This is a genomic window from Gaetbulibacter sp. M240 (assembly GCF_043876815.1).
Lineage (GTDB): Bacteria > Bacteroidota > Bacteroidia > Flavobacteriales > Flavobacteriaceae > Gaetbulibacter_A.
Genome location: NZ_JBAWKA010000007.1, coordinates 25,253 through 44,862, shown reverse-complemented (window position 1 = coordinate 44,862; position 19,610 = coordinate 25,253). Strand labels below are relative to the sequence as shown.

The 19,610-nt window shown below is 36.6% G+C and carries 13 protein-coding genes; 5 read left to right on the top strand and 8 right to left on the bottom strand.

Annotated features, from left to right (window positions below; translation table 11 throughout):
- Position 1: 1 nt before the first annotated feature.
- Both V8G61_RS15000 and V8G61_RS14995 read right to left on the bottom strand, forming a co-directional pair.
- Complete coding sequence (locus V8G61_RS15000; protein ID WP_394876710.1) at positions 2–3,307, bottom strand: DUF1553 domain-containing protein; 3,306 nt, start codon at positions 3,305–3,307, stop codon at positions 2–4.
- A gap of 287 nt (positions 3,308–3,594) precedes the next feature.
- Positions 3,595–5,472, bottom strand: coding sequence for a glycosyl hydrolase (locus V8G61_RS14995; protein WP_394876709.1), 1,878 nt, complete (start codon positions 5,470–5,472; stop codon positions 3,595–3,597).
- 513 nt (positions 5,473–5,985) lie between these two features.
- On the opposite strand from V8G61_RS14995, the gene V8G61_RS14990 reads away from it, so the two are divergent.
- The 5 genes from V8G61_RS14990 to V8G61_RS14970 all read left to right on the top strand — a co-directional run bounded on the left by V8G61_RS14990 (position 5,986) and on the right by V8G61_RS14970 (position 14,481).
- Positions 5,986–6,162 (top strand): hypothetical protein, encoded by a 177-nt coding sequence (locus V8G61_RS14990; protein WP_394876708.1) that lies wholly within the window; start codon positions 5,986–5,988, stop codon positions 6,160–6,162.
- Positions 6,163–6,610: 448 nt separating this feature from the next.
- Positions 6,611–11,308, top strand: a complete 4,698-nt coding sequence (locus V8G61_RS14985; RefSeq protein WP_394876707.1) for a S8 family peptidase — start codon at positions 6,611–6,613, stop codon at positions 11,306–11,308.
- A 7-nt stretch (positions 11,309–11,315) separates the two neighbouring features.
- Positions 11,316–13,292 (top strand): adenylate/guanylate cyclase domain-containing protein, encoded by a 1,977-nt coding sequence (locus tag V8G61_RS14980; RefSeq protein ID WP_394876706.1) that lies wholly within the window; start codon positions 11,316–11,318, stop codon positions 13,290–13,292.
- Between the two features lie 40 nt (positions 13,293–13,332).
- The gene (locus tag V8G61_RS14975) at positions 13,333–13,869 is read left to right on the top strand and encodes a Pycsar system effector family protein (protein ID WP_394876705.1); all 537 of its coding nucleotides are present in this window, start codon (positions 13,333–13,335) and stop codon (positions 13,867–13,869) included.
- A 27-nt stretch (positions 13,870–13,896) separates the two neighbouring features.
- Positions 13,897–14,481, top strand: a complete 585-nt coding sequence (locus V8G61_RS14970) for an HD domain-containing protein (protein WP_394876704.1) — start codon at positions 13,897–13,899, stop codon at positions 14,479–14,481.
- A 52-nt stretch (positions 14,482–14,533) separates the two neighbouring features.
- Here V8G61_RS14970 and V8G61_RS14965 read toward each other — a convergent pair whose 3' ends face one another.
- The 6 genes from V8G61_RS14965 to V8G61_RS14940 form a co-directional block, all read right to left on the bottom strand.
- The gene (locus V8G61_RS14965) at positions 14,534–15,301 is read right to left on the bottom strand and encodes a DUF6090 family protein (protein WP_394876703.1); all 768 of its coding nucleotides are present in this window, start codon (positions 15,299–15,301) and stop codon (positions 14,534–14,536) included.
- 70 nt (positions 15,302–15,371) lie between these two features.
- On the bottom strand, positions 15,372–15,755 hold the full coding sequence (locus V8G61_RS14960; RefSeq protein ID WP_394876702.1) for a YrdB family protein: 384 nt from the start codon (positions 15,753–15,755) through the stop codon (positions 15,372–15,374).
- An 18-nt stretch (positions 15,756–15,773) separates the two neighbouring features.
- A complete protein-coding gene (locus V8G61_RS14955; RefSeq protein WP_394876701.1) occupies positions 15,774–16,091 on the bottom strand; it encodes an antibiotic biosynthesis monooxygenase family protein in 318 nt (105 codons plus the stop codon).
- 153 nt (positions 16,092–16,244) lie between these two features.
- Complete coding sequence (locus V8G61_RS14950) at positions 16,245–16,769, bottom strand: YybH family protein (RefSeq protein ID WP_394876700.1); 525 nt, start codon at positions 16,767–16,769, stop codon at positions 16,245–16,247.
- Positions 16,770–16,933: 164 nt separating this feature from the next.
- Positions 16,934–17,860, bottom strand: a complete 927-nt coding sequence (locus tag V8G61_RS14945; RefSeq protein WP_394876699.1) for an alpha/beta hydrolase — start codon at positions 17,858–17,860, stop codon at positions 16,934–16,936.
- 150 nt (positions 17,861–18,010) lie between these two features.
- The gene (locus V8G61_RS14940; RefSeq protein ID WP_394876698.1) at positions 18,011–19,597 is read right to left on the bottom strand and encodes a sulfatase; all 1,587 of its coding nucleotides are present in this window, start codon (positions 19,595–19,597) and stop codon (positions 18,011–18,013) included.
- Positions 19,598–19,610 lie beyond the last annotated feature (13 nt).

Below are 19,610 nucleotides of genomic sequence, written 5' to 3'. Positions count from 1 at the left end.
GTTATCGTTTCATATAAGTTTCGTCAAAATTGAATATTGTACTTACTACGAGAGCCATAGCAGCCGTTTTTTCTTTGGAAAGCACTTTATCGAAAGGCGTCTCTCCGACGGACAAAATGGAATCTGCCATGGTTGGTTCTTTTTTAAATTGCTCAAGAGACTGCTGGTATTGTTCATTAAGTACAATTAATTGGTCTTTATTAGGTTTAATACCTGTGGAACACCTAAATGCCAATTCAATTTGCTGATTTACATTTTCTGGAAATTGTTTTTGAACTTTTTCCGATAACACCCTGTATGCTTCAACAAACTGTGGATCGTTTAAAAGAGTAAGTGCTTGCAAAGGCGTACTTGTTGTGCTTCTTCTTATAGTACATATTTCTCTTGAAGTTGCATCAAAATTGATCATTGAAGGGTTTGGAGCAAACCGTCTGGAAAAGGTGTATAAACTCCGGCGGTATAAATTCTTTCCTTTGTCTGGTTCATATTTTCCAAGTTTCTTTGAAGCCATGCCTAATTCTTCCCATAGCCCTTCTGGTTGATATGGTTTAACACTAGGGCCTCCTACATCTTGAACAAGTAGGCCACTAGCTTTCAATGTATTATCCCGGATCATTTCAGCAGGCCAACGATACGAAGGGCTTCTCGCTAAATATTTATTTTCCGGATCCATTGCTCTTAAGTCTTCAGGACAATACGACGTTTGCCTGTAAGTATGCGACATAACCATTTGCTTAATGGTATGCCTTAAATCCCAGCCATGTTCCGTAAAATCAACAGCAAGCCAATCTAGTAAATCTGGATGGCTTGGTCGTTCACCCTGACTTCCAAAGTTTTCAGCTGTTTTGACCAATCCCTGACCAAATATCATTTGCCAATACCGGTTAACTGCTACTCGAGGAACAATAGGATTCTTTTCGTCGAAAAGCCATTTGGCAAGTCCCAATCTGTTTTTAGGCAAATCATTACTATATGGAAGTACTTTATTAATCCCACCAGGCTCGACAACCTCTCCATGTTGATTATAAAGACCTTTTTCCAAGACATAAGTCTTTCGGGGCACACTCATATCTTCCATGATCATCAGTTCGTTTGCACTGTCGAGAATCTTACTGATTTTCATTCTCGTTTCACGGATCTTATTTCTTTTTGAATCTAAACTTTTATCTTTTAAGAACCAGTACTCCTTCTTGATTTCTTCAGAATCCTTATTTATTTCGGCCTCTCCTAAAGCGGCTATTTCCCATTTAGATAATTGACGGTCATAGATTTTTATTTCATCAATAGCACCTTGAAACAATCCTAGATCCTCAGTCCATAATCTATTGCTTTTACCAACTACTAAAGGAAGGGAATCGCGCTTCATATCTAGAGTAATTGGAATAATCGACCTTTTTAATTGATCAAAATGGGTTTTTGTTTTTACTTTTTTTCCATTTACAAAAATAGAGATGCCTTTTGCAGATTTGCTACCGTCATAAGTTAATCCTATATGCTGCCATTGATTAGCAGAAATTGTCGTTAAAGAACTTACAGAAATAACCTCATCGGGCAAACGGTGGATAAATCGCACTTTAACATGGTTGGTAGAATCCAATGCCAGTTCCCAACCACGGTGGAATTGTAATATGGTGCCTGAGTTGCCAATAATGGTTTGTGACGACCCTACCGAATCTTTTTCGGTTTTTATCCAAGTGCTAACACTAAAGGGGTCGTAATGTTCAAACTCACCTATTTTGCGAAGTGATATGTTATCATATTCTTCATTAAAATATGCGGCCTTACCATATTTTCCATCGGTAAGTGTAATTTTTAAATTGGCTTCTGCTTCCTTGTTGTTGTCAAGCAATTGCAATTCCTTAAACTCTTTATTTTTTACCTCCTCCTTTTTTTCCTTGTCTTTATTTTTATCGTCCTTGTCTTCTTCCTTTTTCTTTTTCTTGATTTCTTTTTTGTAAAATTTTAGGGTATTGAACGGATAATATCCAATAGGATCTGAAACCGAAACTTTTGGCAGTGGCTTGTTATAACTTGAAGAAGCTATTTTTTCTAGATTTCCAAGTTCTTTTTCTTCAACCTCAAGCAATTCCATATAAGTGTTGATCTGGGATTTCTCTTTGTCACTTAGAAGAACAAGTGTCGGTGCTCGGTCAGAATCTACTGGTGCCAAACCATATTCCATGGTGTTGTTGAAAAAAGCGGACATTTGATAAAATTCCTTTTGCGTAATGGGATCAAATTTATGATCATGGCATTTAGCACATTCAACTGTGAGCCCAAGAAGTGCTGTTCCTGCAACTCCAGCTCTTTCGTTGACATATTCAACTCGGAACTCTTCCGGGATGGAACCCCCAGAACCTTCTAAAGGATTCATTCTTACAAAAGCAGTTGCTATTTTGGACTGTTCGTCAGCGTTAGGAATAAGATCACCAGCAAGCTGATGAGTAACAAACTTATCATATGGCATGTTATTTTTAAAGGCCTTAATCACCCAATCTCTAAATGGCCATGAAGTACGGTAGCCATCAAATGAAATACCATGTGAGTCGGAATAACGTGATACATCCATCCATTCTTGGGTCAGGCGTTCGGCACAGGCATCACTTTTCAATAAACGATCCACTACCTTTTCGTAAGCGTCTTCAGAATTATCATTTAAAAAGGTATCAATATCTTCAACGGTTGGTGGTAAACCGGTAAGGTCCATAGTCACTCTCCTAATAAGGTGCTCTTTATCTGTTTGGGGAGATGGTTTTAGACCGAGTTGCAATAAATTATTTTGAATGTAACTATCTATTTCATTGTAACGTGTCCATTCATTGTTAAGCTCAGGAACTTTAGGATTTAATAGGGCGAGAAATGACCAATGCTCTTTCCATTCAGCGTCTTGCTCTATCCATTTGGCAATCATGGCAATTTCACGGTCAGATAACTTGAGTTCTGAATCTGGTGGGGGCATCATGACATTAGGATCATTACTAAGCAGGCGATGTATGGCTTCGCTTTTACTCAAATTGTTCTTAACAAAAGCGCGATTTCCAGAAGCCAATTTTTTAAACGCCTCCTCTTCTATATCAAGTCTTAACCCCGCCTTTCTAGTATTGTCATCGGGACCGTGACATGTATAACACCGATCCGATAGAATAGGCTTGATATGAAAATTATAGTCTACAATTTCTGGCAAAGACTCATAAGCACTTGTAATTTCCTTGGGCAAAATACCGGAACACCCTAATGTTAATAATAGAATAAATAAGGGAAAAGATAACTTTGATCCTCGAGATTGAGAAAATAATTTGAAATCCAAATGTTTGATAGTTAGTTCTTTGAAAGATAGTTTTTTTTTTACAATTTTTAAATTAATCAGGATTTTAATTTAGTAGTAAGGTTTTTTGCCTTCATAAAATAGATCTATTAATCAAGGTAATATGGCCAGTAGACAATTATTAGTTTATTGATGATTGATTTTTATAATATTTGGTTCGAGCCTTTGAGAGGAGGCAAAAATTAAAAGCCTCTACAGAAATGTAGAGGCTTTTTGTATTGTTTTGCTTTTTACTGAATTCAAATAATGAATTCATCAAAATCATCCATTTAATTTAAAAGCAGTTTCTCAGAGAATATATTGCCCGTAGTGTCTTTCACCAAGATGAAATAAAGGCCTGTGTTATGATTTCTAAGATTTATTTCTGTTTCATTGGTATCCAAATTCCAGACACTCTGTATCAATTGACCAGTCGTATTATAAATTTTATAAGATGCCATAGAGGCTGATGATCTTAACCTAATATATCCAGTGGATGGATTAGGGAATAAGACGATTGTGGATGTTGAAACCTCATCTATTGATAATGAATTGGCATAGTAAATATCCAAGTTGCTATCTGCTGCGAGGCTAGCTTCAGGAACAGATGGTGTTGCGCTTTGATTATTATAATAAACCCCAACATCTGTTAAAGTAGTTTGATTGGCGTCTGTGTAATAATCTGCAACTCCCGAATTGGGCTGATACCAACAGTATCTTTCAACGTAATCCAGGGTTTCTAAATATGGCAAGGCCAACTGCATAAACGCATAATTAGTAGCTGTACTTCTATTAGGATTGGCATTAAATTCAGTGATCCAAATTGGTAAACCATATAAATCATAAACGCGTTGCAGATAATTTTTAAATCGATTAAATACATTTTCAGGATTTGCATTTGGTGAGCTTGCAGGGTTTGATCCCCAGTCATACCAGTGTACTCCAATAACGTCAATTCTTATGTCCTGTGCATTGGCTTTGTCGTGAAACTCTTTAAGCCAGCCAAAAGGAGCGTTTTCCGTGCAACTGGGCGATACCAGCCGTAAACCTGTTTTCATTAAATTTTTATAGGTGCTTACGGCTACATCTGTATCACAAAGGTTATTATATTGTCCGGACTGTTTATCGCATTGGTCTGATTCATTAAAGGCCAGTACATGAGTAACCTTATACTTTGATTTGTAATTAGTAATATCAGCGTCATCATTTGCACCGCCATATCCCCAGGACATTGGGGCGTATTCCCTTGGTAAATTTGAATTATTCCCATTGCCCCAATTGTAATACCAGCTATGGTCTATACCATCGTAAACGCCACCCACTCCTTTTTTGGTGACCCAATTCCAGGGCACAACTCTAATAAAAGAAATATCATTTGCGAGATACGAAGGCAGTTCATTAATAATAAGATCTTCTTCTGAGGCTATATAATTTTTACTCTTGCCTGTGCCGTCTTCCAGTATGGCGAAGGTAGCCATATAGCCCTTTTTCAAAACGAATGACTCTATATTATCATTCATATTGTTTGGAATTCCAGTTCCGTTATGTACGACATCCGTTGTTATACCAGACGAAGTTCCACCTAAAAAGGTGTTGTTATAAACTGAAAGGGCATTTGCTGTTAATTGGTTGCCTCGAATAATAGTGCCATTGGAATAATAATTATCTAACCTGAGATTGGATTGGTATACTGCGGCTGAACTATTAATAGCAAATTGACTAAGATGATCATTTAATATTTCTGAAGGCTTTTTACTCAATGTTCTGATCCAACCAACATCAGAAGTGAAGTTTACAGACACATTATTTTGAAGCGGACTAGTGTCACTTAGAGTCAAATAGGCGTCGCCGTTAATAACTAGACTGCCTGAGGAAATTGCATTGGCCTTTAAAGAGGAATTGGTTATAGAAAGGGTTCCTGTCCCTAAATTTATTACTCCGGTTGCAACGATCTCAGTAAGTCCGGCATCACTAATTTGTAAATTTATATTTATGGCTTGGTTCGGATCTATGGTTCCTGCAGAAGGTGGAAGATTCGTGCTAGAATTTTGCCAGTTTTCTTCATCAAAGAAATCACTGTTGGACGCATTTCCAGTCCATGCTAAATCCTGTGAATTAACACTTAAAGTGCTTACTAAAATCAGGAAGGTTAAAAGTTCATTTCTCATAAGAATGTTGATAAAGTTGGTTTTAAGGCTGGTGGTAAATGTAGAATATTATCCATTTTAATTAAGGGGATAATCCGCCCAAATACAGGTAATTAAGAAGTCATAGTATACCCAAGATTTGAAGTTATGGAAAAAGGGAAGAAGCTTTTTATGTTGCAAATTTTCTTTTAAATTTTCAATATATTTATAGATCAACTAAAAAATTCGTTGTGAAAGTATTTACCGCCATCTTGTTAATGATGACTCCCATCCTAAGTCTATCTCAAAATTCAGATTAAGAAATACACTCCTTCAAAGATGAGGGAACCAAAGCACCTAACACCTATTATATTTGTGAGGCATGGTTAAGTTCCTTGGTTCATGCAGATGGAGATAGAGATATTAATTACAACATTACAAAAGCAACTTTTAAAGCTAATTCTACTTTAGATTGGCATAAACACTACGCCTCAAGTTCTGATCGTTGTTGAAGGTAAGGGGTATTATCAGTAAAGAGGGAAGGAACCTATCATAATGAAAGCAGGGGATGTTATTACTTGTGATAAGGAAACAGAACATTGGCACGCATCGTTCAAAGAAAACGATGTGACTTACTTAGCATTATATGGAGGAACCGAACCAACAACCTGGACGGAAGTTCTCTCTTTGGAATGTTATGACAGCGTGGCTGAAAAGTTGAATGTAAAGTAAAAATTTGAATTTCAATTAAGTAAAACTTAAAACCAAGATTTTAACATATAGAAATGAATAGAATTAGGTAAAAAACATCTTTTTTATTTTAAAGATGATATCTACAGATTGTAGAATTTCTAAATAAGCGCCAAAAACATAAAAATAAATTACGTCAAAAGCTTAATTTGTTATCAATTCAATAAAAAATTGACAATAAAGATATTGAAAACCAAAAATTTTAACAATTAACACAGGTATTTGTCAAATATATTGTAACCTAAACATTTGTTAATAATTATTCTCTAAATTTAGTTTATTTTTACTTCTTCTCCCCTACGAATTTCTAATACTGTTGAAAAGATATACGCTTTTAAAAGCATAGTTCTTTTTAATTAATTTTTTAAACGAGGTACAGTCAAGTAATTGATTTTACCACCATTATTAATTAATCTATAACTCCCTCGTTATGAATAATAATTATGCTTTTACAAAGTGCGTTGTGCTTATACTGTTCGGTGTATGCTTTTCATTAAACACATTCGCCCAGAAGAGCAAGGATATAGAACCCGTTCTTTATTGTGTTAAAGATATAGGGAATGGCCTGTATCAGGCTACCTTCAGTTATGATAACCCTACAAATAAAGAGGTTGTTCTGGATGAATCATTAAGTATTATAAAAACTAACAACGGCAAAAAAGTTGCTAAAGGTCTCAATAAATTTAAGCCCGGAACAAACGAAAAAGTGTTCACCAAAGAATTTGGAGCTCACGACATAGTAGAATGGACCATTATCAGTAATGGGAACACCCATACTGTTTATGCGAATGCTAATTCCGCAAAGTGCAGCCCAGAAGATGGATTTATATTTCCGGTGGTTGGAAATAACGGTAAATCGTTTAATTTAATTGGTCAGGAATTATCGGCCTTGTGTGATAATGTTGCCGGCGATATACCTTCTTCAGTTATTTTTCAGGTTAATTCAGGAAAGGTTTTAATTGAAATCGTTCCCAAAGCGAATAAAATGCAAGAGGTTCTTAATCTATTGCGTGGTGCGCCTTTTAATATTCCTGATGCTGATTTTTTATTTGATATTACAAAATACGCCAATTTGGCGTCCATTGATGTGTATTTTAACACCTTTGATTTATGCGCTTTAAACAGTTACGATAACATTATAAATTTTGCCAGACCAGTTTATCCCGCATACAATAATGCTGGAGGCGTGATGACTCAGGGAGACGGCGCACAAAAGTCGGATGCCGTTCGAGAGTCATTTAGGTTAATTGATAGTGAAGGTAATATTCTCCCCGTAGACGGAACCGGTGTTAAAATAGGGGTGCTATCAGATAGTTACGATATGGCGCTTGGAGCACCGGCTTATGCGGCCATTGATGTTGCTAATGGCGAATTACCTGGTAATGTTGAGGTATTAAAGGATAATGAATACAAAGCAACCGATGAAGGCCGCGCTATGTTGCAACTCATCCATGATGTGGCGCCGGGTACCTCTCTGGCATTTCATTCGGCAACAGCTTCTCCCAGAGAATTTGAGCTGGGGTTTAAAGCCCTTGCACTTGCCGGTTGCGATATTATTGTTGATGATATAACATTTATTACCGAGCCCTTCTTTGGTGAAGGACGCATATCCGAAGAAATAAATACGTTTTCAGGTACGCCGGGAAATTTTCATTATACATCAGCAGGAAATATTGCCAATAAAGGATTTCAAGCTATTTTTAATTCATCTTCCACGACGCCTTTAACTAATTTTATTCCTTCAGGTAGCCCAACCAGAGCCCATGTTTTTGGAGTGAATGCTGATGGCAGTGAAGATTATTTTCAAAAAATAAGTGTTGTTCCGGGAACCTATTTAATTGCCTTGCAATGGAAGGAGGATGCTGCTTCTCAAGAAAATGAACTTGGAGCAAACAACGATCTGGATATTTATGTGGTTGATAACGCAGGCCGTTTACTGGTTGGAAACAATCGGGTTAATTTTAATGGAGATCCTACAGAGATCATTGTATTTAAATCTACTGGAACGGGAGATGCCAATATTATAATTACCAGTGCGAACGGAGCATCAAATATCCCTTTCAGATACATTGCCTTTAAAACCAATGCTGATGATGGTGCGCCTAACGGACTTCTATTTTCGGAGTATTTTGGTAATGGTGCTCCAACGGTAAGTGGGCATGCTATGACGAATGTATCGGTTACAGTTGGTGCCGTTGATTACCGTTATGCTGATAATCCTATAGCGGAGTCTTTCTCTAGTTATGGTGGCCTTTTGAAGGACGGTACTTTCCTCGATATTGATATGTATGCGCCAGATGGCGGAAACACAGCATCTACAACCGTGGGCCAATTAGCTACTTGTGATACTTGTGATAAAGATGATAAACTTAATTTTTATGGAACCTCAGCCGCTGCGCCTCATGCAGCAGCAGCCATGGCATTATTAAAACCGGCGTTACCCTATTGGTATCCTGATGGATCTGGTGGCTCAACGTTTACAACTCTTGAAGCACTCAATACATTCAAGAATTCTGGTACTACATTTACTACCAGAGATGGTTCCTTAGGTCAATTCCTAAATGCTTTAAATGCATTTAAGAGTCTGGCTGCACAAACTGCAAAAATAACCTCATTGACTGTTTTAAATGGAAACCCAGGTGCCGAACCCATAACACTTTCTATTATCGGAGATTATTTCCCAACCAAAGATACCGACCCATATCCCTCAAAACTTTATTTTGACGGACAGGAAATTATTGATTTTGAAGTGGTATCCGATTCTCAAATAATTGCAACTATTCCTGCGTTTACTGGAAATCCAGATCTGCAGATTTATACCGAAGCAAAGCCAGGAACCCAGGGTAATGGAGGATTTTCAGATCCGGTTAAAATATTACCTGATGGCACAATAGCCATCAATATAGTTCCAGATAATTCCGTTTACGAGTATGGGCAGGATATAAGCTTAACCTATCAGGTAGATGGGTTACCCCCGGAGGTTGTAGACCCCACGCTTTCCTATCCCGAAATAATGGCTTCTTTAGGTTTTCCAAGTGTAAAATTAAGTTCCGGGGCAGACGCAAAACTTGCTGAAGGCGGTTACCCTATTGTCTTTGATTATGTGATTAAACCGTCATTTGAAACCGAGTTATCGCAAGAACTTGCCAATACATATAAGGTCAACTTCATATCAGGATATATAAATCCTGATCCGGACATTGGAAAGGTAGGTTACTTGACAGTTACTAAAAAGGATCTGGACATCACTATCCCAACGGATTTGATCTATACTTATGGAGATCCTATTGATTTTTTATTTAATTATGATTTTGATGGTACCGGAATTTCAAATATCGATGCCTTCAAGAGTTTAATTCAACAAACGCACGCCAGTGATTTTAAAGATGGTATCCCAAATAAATTTGAAGCTCTCGTAAGTAAATTCGAGGCTCTCGTGAGTAACTACGATATGAGCTTTTTAAACGGAGGTAGCTGGACTGCTACGGGGCGTACTATTCAAAATAAATTTGAGGCTCTTGTCAGTGGTATGAATGTGATTAATTTGTATAATGAGAATTTTATAAATTACATTTCGGCACGAGAAGCATTTGATAATGGAACTACCAATAAATTTGAAGCTCTGGTAAGCAAATTTGAAGCGCTGGTAAGTGCCGAGGACCTGTTTGCCGGGGATGTATTAATTGGAATTGAAAATAAATTTGAAGCTCTTGTTAGTAAATTTGAAGCCTTGGTTAGTGCAGATAATACCGACAGACCATATGAGCAATATGCCCAGGTATTTTCTATAGTTGATGCAGAAGATGCTCCACCTGAAGATGGCTCTGATCCCGATCGATCTATATCTGAAATCTATGCCTTAAATATGATCACAGGAATTGATGTAACACATCCCGAAGAGGACAGCCATTATATATATCCCGGAGCCTTTCTGAACGAAATGTCGGCGAACTTCAATATAATTTATAGCGCCGGTCTGATGCGCATAAATCCAAGAGATTTAAATGTTAAAACCAGAAATTTAACAGTAGCCTATGGCGAACCTGTTACAGAGGCGATCTTGTTAGACCGAACTACTTTTGAGGGATGGGCATTTGAAGGGGATGCTCAGGAATCTGTGGAAACAGTCTTTCCTGATGGGGTTCCATTTTATTTTGTTAAGGATGGCATTGAATATGAATTGTCTGACTTAAAAGCATTAGGAGACTACACCATGAAGATCAGAGATCCTCATAACTATGCAATAAGCAGCACACATGATACGAATTATGGCACTTTAAGCATTACAAAGGCCACACTAAATCTGACTATTTCTCCGGATGACCTTATTGTAAGTCAGGGTACTATCCCGGAATTAATATTTGATTTTGAAGGTTTTGTATATGACGAAAATGAATCTACTGTATTCCCTGAAGGCATTCCATATTACTTAGTTGATGAATATGGTACAACATATAACAACACCAATGTCCCCGGAGCCTATTATGTGGAGTTGGATGACACAGAAAATTATATAATTGTTTATAATGAAACCCATTTATTTGTGAATCCTGCTGATGAAAATGCAAGAAGAGTGCGATCTTATTCCGATTGTGTACGCTATGATCCCTCTGCGACAAATGGCATGCCCTATACTTCGGTATTCAGGTATGAGAATGATAACGATTTTCCGGTATATGTGAATGTAGGCCCGGAAAATTTTTTAACAGGAACAGCTTTTAGTGGTCAATTGCCAACGGTATTCATGCCGGGAAGTGGGACCTTCGAAATTAAATTTGACGGAAACCAATTAATTTGGAGTTTAACCACGTTCGAAGGAACTCATAAAAGCTCTGTATCCTCCTCTTCAACCAGTGAAAGTGGTACCTGCGATGCCAAGCTTGATGGTGCTTATACCCTATATCCAAATCCGGTATTAACAACCTTGTATGTAAAACAGAATACACTGGAAACTGGTGCTCGTGTTCAGGTTTTCGATATGTATGGATATTTGAAAATTGATGCCGGAGGTTTTCCCTCACCATTAGCTACCGTAGAAATAGACATGATGCAAATGGCATCAGGATTTTATGTGGTTCGAATTACAAGTGATTCTGATATAAGAACCTACAGCATAATAAAAGAGTGATCGATTTATGAATTTCACCCTAAGACAATATTTTATTTTTATTCTGATATTCGTAAACGCCCAGTTAGGGTTTACTCAATCCCAATCGATTGATAGTTTAAAAGCGATTGCTTCAAAAGGGGTAAAGGATACGGTAACAGTAAATGCTCTTAATGCTTTGAGCAATTCCGTTTTAATAACTGAGGGTATTCCCAACTCGTTAATTTATGCTCAAAAAGCGTTTGATCTTGCCAAGGGTTTAAATTACAAAAAGGGAGAGGCCTATGCTTTAAAGAATATTGGTTTGGGAAATTATTACCAAAGCAATTATTTAAAAGTTCTCGATTTTTGGACAGAATCCTTACGCGTATTTGAGTCTATCAAGGATACTACCGGTATCGCTAACCTATCAAATAACCTTGGTGCGGTTTATTATAGTCAGGGTTTTAATGCTAAAGCATTAGGGTATTACTTAAGGGCCTTAAGCATAGCAGAAAAAAAAGAGGATTATCCTAATATTGCCCAAACAGTACTCAATATTGGGGGGGTTTACGCCGAAATGAATAATTTTGAAAAAGCTTTAGAATATTATAAAAAATTTGTAGAATTTAAATCAAGGGTAAATAACCCAAAATTAGAACTCGGTTATTTGTTAGGTGTTGGTGAAGTTTATTTTAAACAGGCTCAGTTTGATCAAGCATTGAATTATTACCAGGCAGCTCTGAATATTAATACCATTAAAACAGCCCGACCTGGAAACCTGATTAAACTAAGTAAGGTCTTTTTAAAGAAGGGGGAGAAACAGAAGGCTATAAAATATTTGAATGAGGCCTATGAGTTGGCCCGATTCAACGATCAAAAACTACTTGAGGTTCAAGCACTCGAGGGTCTGGGCGAAATTTATAAGAACAGTAACTTTAGTGCCTCAATAAATGCATTTAAAGAAGCTGAAGAATTAGCCAAGGAGATTGAAGCTAATGACGAATTAGTAAATATATATAACGGGATGTCCTCGGCATATGCCTTGCAGAAGGACTTTAAAAATGCTTTCAGCTATAAACAACTTTACACTTCCAAAAAAGATTCCCTTTTCAATTCAAAAACCGTTGATAAAATACGCGGATTACAATTTGATTATGATCTGGAAAAAAAAGAGAACAAAATCCAACTTTTAGAAAAGGAGTCACAAATTCAATCTTTAACGGAAAAGAAGCAACAGTACATTATCTATGCTTCAGGCTTTGCTATTTTCCTGATTATTATTCTGGCAATTGGCTTGTATAGACGCTATTACTATGTGCGAAAGACTAATTACATTATTGAAGAACAAAAGAATATTTCTGATAGTTTATTACACAATATTTTACCTGAAGAAACAGCTACAGAGCTAAAACAAAATGGAAAGGTTCAAGCCAAAAAATTTGATTCTGTTACTGTGATGTTTACTGATTTTATAGGGTTTACAAAATATTCTGCCCAATTAACTCCGGAAGAACTTGTAAACAGTGTAGGGTATTATTTTTCAGAATTCGACCAGATTATGCAAAAGTACGGTCTTGAAAAGATCAAAACTATTGGGGATGCCTATATGTGTGCCGGTGGGCTTCCTTTTCCGAATAACGACCATCCTTTTAAAATGATTTTGGCAGCTTTTGAAATCACTAAATTTATAGAGGATTCTTTCCAAAATAAAGAGCTCACAGGCTTTGATATCCGTATAGGTATTAATACGGGTCCCATAGTTGCCGGAGTGGTGGGGATTCATAAGTTTGCCTATGATATTTGGGGCGATACGGTTAATGTCGCTTCTCGGATGGAAACACAATCGGCTGCAAGACAGATAAATATTTCCGAAAACACCTATCAATTAGTTAAAGATGTTTTTTACTGTAAATACAGGGGAGAAATTGAAGTTAAAAACAGAGGTATGATGAAAATGTATTTTGTTGAAGGCATTAAGGATCAAACTTTTTTAGATCAACTGGAATATGTCAATAAGCTCTAAATTTTTTTATCGTACATTTATGTTAAATAAATCTTAAAGGATGGAAGAAAAGAATGAATCCAATGAGCTTATAAATGATCCAAATAATTATTGGGAACAATTGGAACGTTTAGAAAAATTGATTAGAGCTTCCGAAATAAAAGCTGGTATTATTTTTTCTTTCCATAGTTTAGTTTTGGGTCTTATCTTTGATCGTTTCGATCGTTTTGAGCCCATTTTAACCTCTAGTTACATAGCTATTATTCTTTCTGTTTTATGGTTCATTAGCGTTTTAATTTCAATCTTTTACTGCTTTATATGCTTTAAACCCCAAATTGAGATGAAATATGATAAGAACGTTTTCTTTTTTGGAGATGCGGCAAATGCCTTTGGAGGTATTAAAGAATACACTAAAAAATTAATAGATGTTTGTACTGATGAGAAAAAATTATTTCAACAATTAGCAGAACAAATTCATGTTGAATGCGTTATTATTGACGCCAAATTCAGGTCGATCCGAAAGTCCATGAATTATTTTGGTTTAAGCATTATTTTTTTCATTTCCGTCATGATCTACTGGGTAATAAAACCAATTTAAGCTAAGCACTCAATACAAATTATTAAGATGAATAGATATATAAGACTTCGGCAAAAAGCATTGGAAATTCTCAACACAGAATTACCTGAAGAACTGTATTACCATGATATCGGACATATTTTAGATGTTCTTTACGTTGTAAACCGGTATATCCGCAGACATGAAATAGATAAAATTAATGGAAATTTGCTACGTATAGGTGCATTGCTTCACGATATTGGCTTTACGCGTACAAAAATTGAGCATGAAGCTAAAGGTGCGGAAATAGCCAAGGAATTAATGCCTCAGTTTGGCTATACTGAAGAAGAGATCAAAATTGTTCAGGACTTAATAATGGCCACCAAAATTCCGCAATCTCCTAAAACGGAAATGGAGCGAATTATTTGTGATGCTGATCTGGATTATCTTGGCAGGCGAGACTTTTATGATATTGGCGAAAAACTGTACAAAGAATTAAAGTTCGCGGGAGTAGTTGATAATCAAGACGACTGGAATAAACTGCAAATAAAATTTTTAACCTCGCACTCATATCACACTGAGTTTGCTAAAACAAATAGGCAGCCAAATAAAGAGAAGCGAATCGAGGAGTTAAAGGCTTTATTCGAAGACTAAACTTCTAGTTTTAATTTTAGAATTAAATACTCTTAAATCCATTTTAAAACCCTCATTCTGATTTGTTTGATTTTTCCTTAAGATACGCATCGATGAGTTCTTTTGTGTTCTGGATAGGACCCATAACAAACTTTAGGTCGAATAGGTTAAAGTATTTCGTCTCTTTTGAAATGTCTAGTAAAAGCTGGAAATCAGGGTCGGTTTTTAAAGCTTCAAAATCCTTGGGATAATAGTATCTTTCAGGTGAAATTAAATCTCCTATATCATCACTTATTTTAATGGCTTTGAAATAGGTCATGAGCTTTGGTTTCAAATGCTCATAAGTTGCATTTTTGGTTGTTTTTTCGCGTTCCTTTAAAAAACTATAATGCATTTCATAGAGGTTGGTTATGGTCTTTCTAATCGAATCTTCAGCCAGTATTTGAAAACCCAGATTTGATAGGTTTTTATAACCACTAAACTTTAAGGTGTATGTGGTATTAAATGCGAGTTGACCAAATTTTAATGCCAGAGAATCTGTTATGAGTTGGTTAGAAGCTAAGGCCCGTTTTATCCTTTCTATACTTTTAAGCCCTTCTTGATTTAAGTTGACATCATTTTGAAGCGAGCGCATATCGTCAGCAAGATCCTCAGAAATTTCGTTTAGGACCCGAGTTTCTAATTCCGAAATTTTTCTTTTTTCATTCCAATTATTAATGTTTAAGGCGATTAAAATTCCAATAACTACTAGAATTATTTCACCTATCGCATATAGTAAATACTTGCTAAAGCGGTTTTCAGTTAGAAGTTTTCTACGAATGGTATTAAATAGTTTTGCCATGGTTGTGTAACAAATATAGGAAAGTTCTTGTTACATGAGAGGGCGGTAACCTGATACTACTTTGTTTCTTTCAAATGTTATTGTCTTTTGTTGAAAGCAGCCACTTAACACGATCATAGGAGATTATGTAATGAAGTATAAGAACACCGCCAAAAGCAAAGCCAAACTTCGTATAATCGAGGTTAAAGAGTGCCCAAACAGCAAGTCCAAACAAACACAATTCTATTAATAAACGGAGGTATCCAGGAACAATAACCGGAGCTTTACCAGATCTGCTCGGATCGTTAGGAACATTAAATATTCCCCAAATCAAAGAAAAGGTTACCGGAAGTCCTCCGGCTAAAAAATATTGATACCTTTCTGAGCCGTAGTCCCAACCCCATAATCCAAGAGCAACCAAGGCTATTATTTCCAGCATGAAGCGAAGGGCTAAGTTAAGCGGATGTGCTCCCATAATATTTCCCTAGTATTTTTATTCCTCAAAACCATAGTCTCTTTCTACTTTGGCAATTCGCAATTTATATTTGCTGTACCAAATGGCTTTTCCTTTTTTTTGAGCAATCACATGTTCTGTATGCTGTTTCCAGCTTCTTATGGATTCCAGATCTTTCCAGTAAGACACGGTAATACCCATTTGGGTTCTTGCACTTTCTATACCTAAATAGCCTTTTTGTTTTTGGGCCAATTCCTCCATGAGCGCCGCCATGTCAGAATATCCACGATCACCCTCGGTACGGATGGTGCTAAAAATCACGGCGTAATAGGGTGGTTCCGGGGTATGAGCAATCATGGGATTTAATATTTTGAATTAAATCAGGTTTTTTCGGTGTTATAAAGATAGCCTAATTTCTAAATTTTTTAAGGTTCCCTTTTTGCTTATTTTAACCCTTAATTGATAAACTGTCAACAGTGTTTTCTAAAATTCTTATTTACATAAAAACGGTTACTTTGGTATAGAATCCATGGCAGGAGGTAATTCCATAGGTGTAGTTGGGGTGGGGGCGTCCCAAACAATTTTCCAATCGTCATTGATGCGTTCCCATACGGCCACGTAATTACCTTTATCATCCATAGCAGGTATAAGAGATTTTTGGTTAGGACTAAATGTTAGAATATAGGAGCCATACTCTACAGCAAGATCACCACTGGCTTTTACATCGTTGGTTTTTAAATCAAAGTTCCAGGTTCCCATTTGAGTATTTTCTTTCCAGACTTTTTTAAAATTTTCAACACCCATAATTGGTGGCTGGTGTGGAGGCATTTGAATACAATCGTCTGCAAAATGGGCGGCTACCGAATCAATCATACCCTGGGCATACCAGGTTTGTAATTTGGAATTTTTGGTTTCAATGATTTCTTTGATCGTATTGGAATATTCTGTTCCGGATTCAATTTTAGTCTCCTGACAACTCCACAAAGAGATAAAGATCACAGTTAAAAACAGTTTTGGTAAATGATGTTTTTTCATTGGTAATTTTAATTTTAAAAATTAGCTGTATTGTTATAACGTTGATTTACAATATAGTATAAAAATAAAAAAAATTCAATGGAAACAAATAATCGTATATTCTTATTTACCTAATTAATGAAATTTTTGGTTTAGTAGTCTGAAAATATATTCAATCACCAGAATTAGTCTTTGGCACCGGAATTCAAACCTTCCAACCAATCTACAAGACGATCGGTCCAGGTCTGCAAATACCCATTCTTTAAAGCCAAACCAAAACCATGACCACCTTCAGGATAAATATGTATTTCAGCAGATACACCGTTTTTTTGTAAAGCTTCATAAAATAGAATACTGTTGATTACGGGAACACTTGAATCATTTGAGGCATGAACAAGAAAAGTGGGTGGGGTGTTGGCGTCTATCTTAGTTTCATTGGAATAAAAATCAATTAATTCCGGAGTGGGTGTATTTCCCAATAAATTACGTCGTGAGCCTTTGTGGGCATGAGGATCTTTCATGGTGATCACTGCATAAGCTAAAGCCAAAAAATCGGGGCGGGCACTAATGGAATCCATGGCGCTCGCAGCCTTGTACACTTCACGATCGTAATGAGTTCCCAGAGTAGACGCTAAATGGCCTCCGGCAGAAAAACCCATGATTCCAATTTTATTCGGATTTATATCATATTTATTCGCATTAAAGCGAATGTATCTAATAGCACGCTGAGCATCCTGAAGCGGTGCCTGATGCCGTATAACAAGTGATTTTGAATCGGGTAAACGGTACTTCAGCACGAAAGTAGCAATACCTTTTGAATTTAAAAATTTAGCAAAGTCCGTACCCTCGAAGTGGTAACTTAAATTGCGATATCCGCCTCCTGGACAAATAATCATAGCCATGCCGTTACGCATTCCTTTTGATGGTAAATACACCTCGAGCGTTGGATCCTGAACATTAAAAATGCGTAGTTTATCTGTTACTTCATCTAACTGTACCTCTTCTGATTCTCTTTGATTTGGGATGTTTTCCGTCCAAAGTTTTATGATGTTTTGGCCATAATTGAATTGAACAGCGAAAAGGAAACTTAGATAAATAAAAAAGAATTTCATGTTATTTTTTGCCACAAGTTACATTATAAAAGTGAAAATAAAACGCCCTGAAATCAAAAACGGAGATCACAGGACGTTAAAACTAAACTCGGTACTAAAAGTTTTATCACCTTTTTGTCTAGGTGATGGTTTATGTATTTTTAGAAATTTTCAGCTCTTTTTCTTTTCAAAGTCAGACTTATTAATCCAACCGGCTTTTACATCTTCCCCATTCATATATTTCTCATAAAAATGGGCATTTCGGTCTGGTGGATAATTGTCGAATATGAAGCCATTCCCAAACATTCTAGGGTCATTTTGGGCTTTTAATTCTGATTCTAATAAGCTTTTTAATTGCGCTTTGATGCTTTGAAATTCTTCATTTTCTGCCAAATTGATCAAACAATTTTCGTCTTTACTAATTTGAAATAATTCTTCTTTTGGATGTTTTCCAAAATTTAAATCCCAATACCCCGTGTTTGTACCACTTCGGTTAAGTTCCAGGATTTCAGTTTTGGTTGGGCTCCCATCGGTATTTGTATAACCTGTTTCTGGATTTCCGGCCGGCCATCGATCATTCTCGTAATTTAATAGATACATAAATCCTTCTTTCACAATGCCTCTAACAGGATAGCCTACGTCATTGGGTCTTCCCACATCATGTCTTTCCTGTCCAAGAAGGACATAATCTTGCTCCGGTTGAATAAGATCTTCCTTATCAGAATCAAAAAATTGTTTTAAACTTTTTCCCTGAACAGGGTGCATGCCAATTTCTTTTGCATCATATCCCGCCAAATCTATGAATGTGGCTGCAAAATCGGCAAAAGTCACATAATCTTCAATTTTTCTCCCGGGGTTTTTAATACCATTTTTCCACATAATGGCAAGCGGTAAATGATTAGAATGCTCATAACTTAATCCTTTTACTCGTGGAAAAGGCATACCGTTATCGGATGTCACAACGATAATAGTGTTGTCCAATTCTCCTCTCTCTTTTAAAACCGTGAGCATGGCATTCAACTGTTTGTCAAAATATTCGAGCTCAAAAGCATAATCTAAAACATCGTTTTTCACCACCTCTGATTGTGGCCAATACGGGAAAACGGAATCTAATTGAGATAATTTTTTATTACCAACACTTACGCCTGTACCATACTCGTAACTTCTGTGAGGTTCATGCCCGCCATACCAGAAGCAGAATGGTTCATTAGGATTTTTTTGATCCAAGAAACTCCTGAAGTTTTCAACGTAGTCAACGTTAGAGATTCCTTTGGTTGGTGGTTCCGTTTTTAATTTATTATAGGCTTTTACAAGGAGTTCCCTTTTGCTGCCATCCTCATTCAAAGAGGTTCCGGGAGCCCAACCTTTACCTGTATAACCTACATGGTATCCTTTTTCAGAAAGAGCTTCAGGATACGTTTTGAATTTGGTTGGGAAATAAGCTAGATGGTTAGCAGCTTCTTCAAGTTGCCAGGTATTTCTTCCGGTTAAAATAATGGATCTGGAAGGGCCGCATTTTGCATTTGGGGTATAGGCATTATTAAAGAGTAAACCTTGACCCGCAATGCTATCGAAGGCAGGTGTATTAATCCAATCTGTACCGTAAGCACTCATATGTTTCCAGGTGGCGTCATCGGCTAGGCAAAATAGAATATTTGGCTTTTTTACGGGTTCTGTTTCTTTTGACTGACAGGCGAATAAAATACTACTACCTAATGCTAAAGAAAGCACAGTAAAATAAAATTTTAAGTTCTTCATAAAATAGAAAATG

Coding starts and splice junctions, on each gene's coding strand:
- V8G61_RS14945 (WP_394876699.1), bottom strand. CDS start 17,860: ATGAAATTCTTTTTTATTTATCTAAGTTTCCTTTTCGCTGTTCAATTC.
- V8G61_RS14950 (WP_394876700.1), bottom strand. CDS start 16,769: ATGAAAAAACATCATTTACCAAAACTGTTTTTAACTGTGATCTTTATC.
- V8G61_RS14955 (WP_394876701.1), bottom strand. CDS start 16,091: ATGATTGCTCATACCCCGGAACCACCCTATTACGCCGTGATTTTTAGC.
- V8G61_RS14990 (WP_394876708.1), top strand. CDS start 5,986: ATGAAAGCAGGGGATGTTATTACTTGTGATAAGGAAACAGAACATTGG.
- V8G61_RS14965 (WP_394876703.1), bottom strand. CDS start 15,301: ATGGCAAAACTATTTAATACCATTCGTAGAAAACTTCTAACTGAAAAC.
- V8G61_RS14975 (WP_394876705.1), top strand. CDS start 13,333: ATGGAAGAAAAGAATGAATCCAATGAGCTTATAAATGATCCAAATAAT.
- V8G61_RS14995 (WP_394876709.1), bottom strand. CDS start 5,472: ATGAGAAATGAACTTTTAACCTTCCTGATTTTAGTAAGCACTTTAAGT.
- V8G61_RS14970 (WP_394876704.1), top strand. CDS start 13,897: ATGAATAGATATATAAGACTTCGGCAAAAAGCATTGGAAATTCTCAAC.
- V8G61_RS14985 (WP_394876707.1), top strand. CDS start 6,611: ATGAATAATAATTATGCTTTTACAAAGTGCGTTGTGCTTATACTGTTC.
- V8G61_RS14980 (WP_394876706.1), top strand. CDS start 11,316: ATGAATTTCACCCTAAGACAATATTTTATTTTTATTCTGATATTCGTA.
- V8G61_RS14960 (WP_394876702.1), bottom strand. CDS start 15,755: ATGGGAGCACATCCGCTTAACTTAGCCCTTCGCTTCATGCTGGAAATA.
- V8G61_RS14940 (WP_394876698.1), bottom strand. CDS start 19,597: ATGAAGAACTTAAAATTTTATTTTACTGTGCTTTCTTTAGCATTAGGT.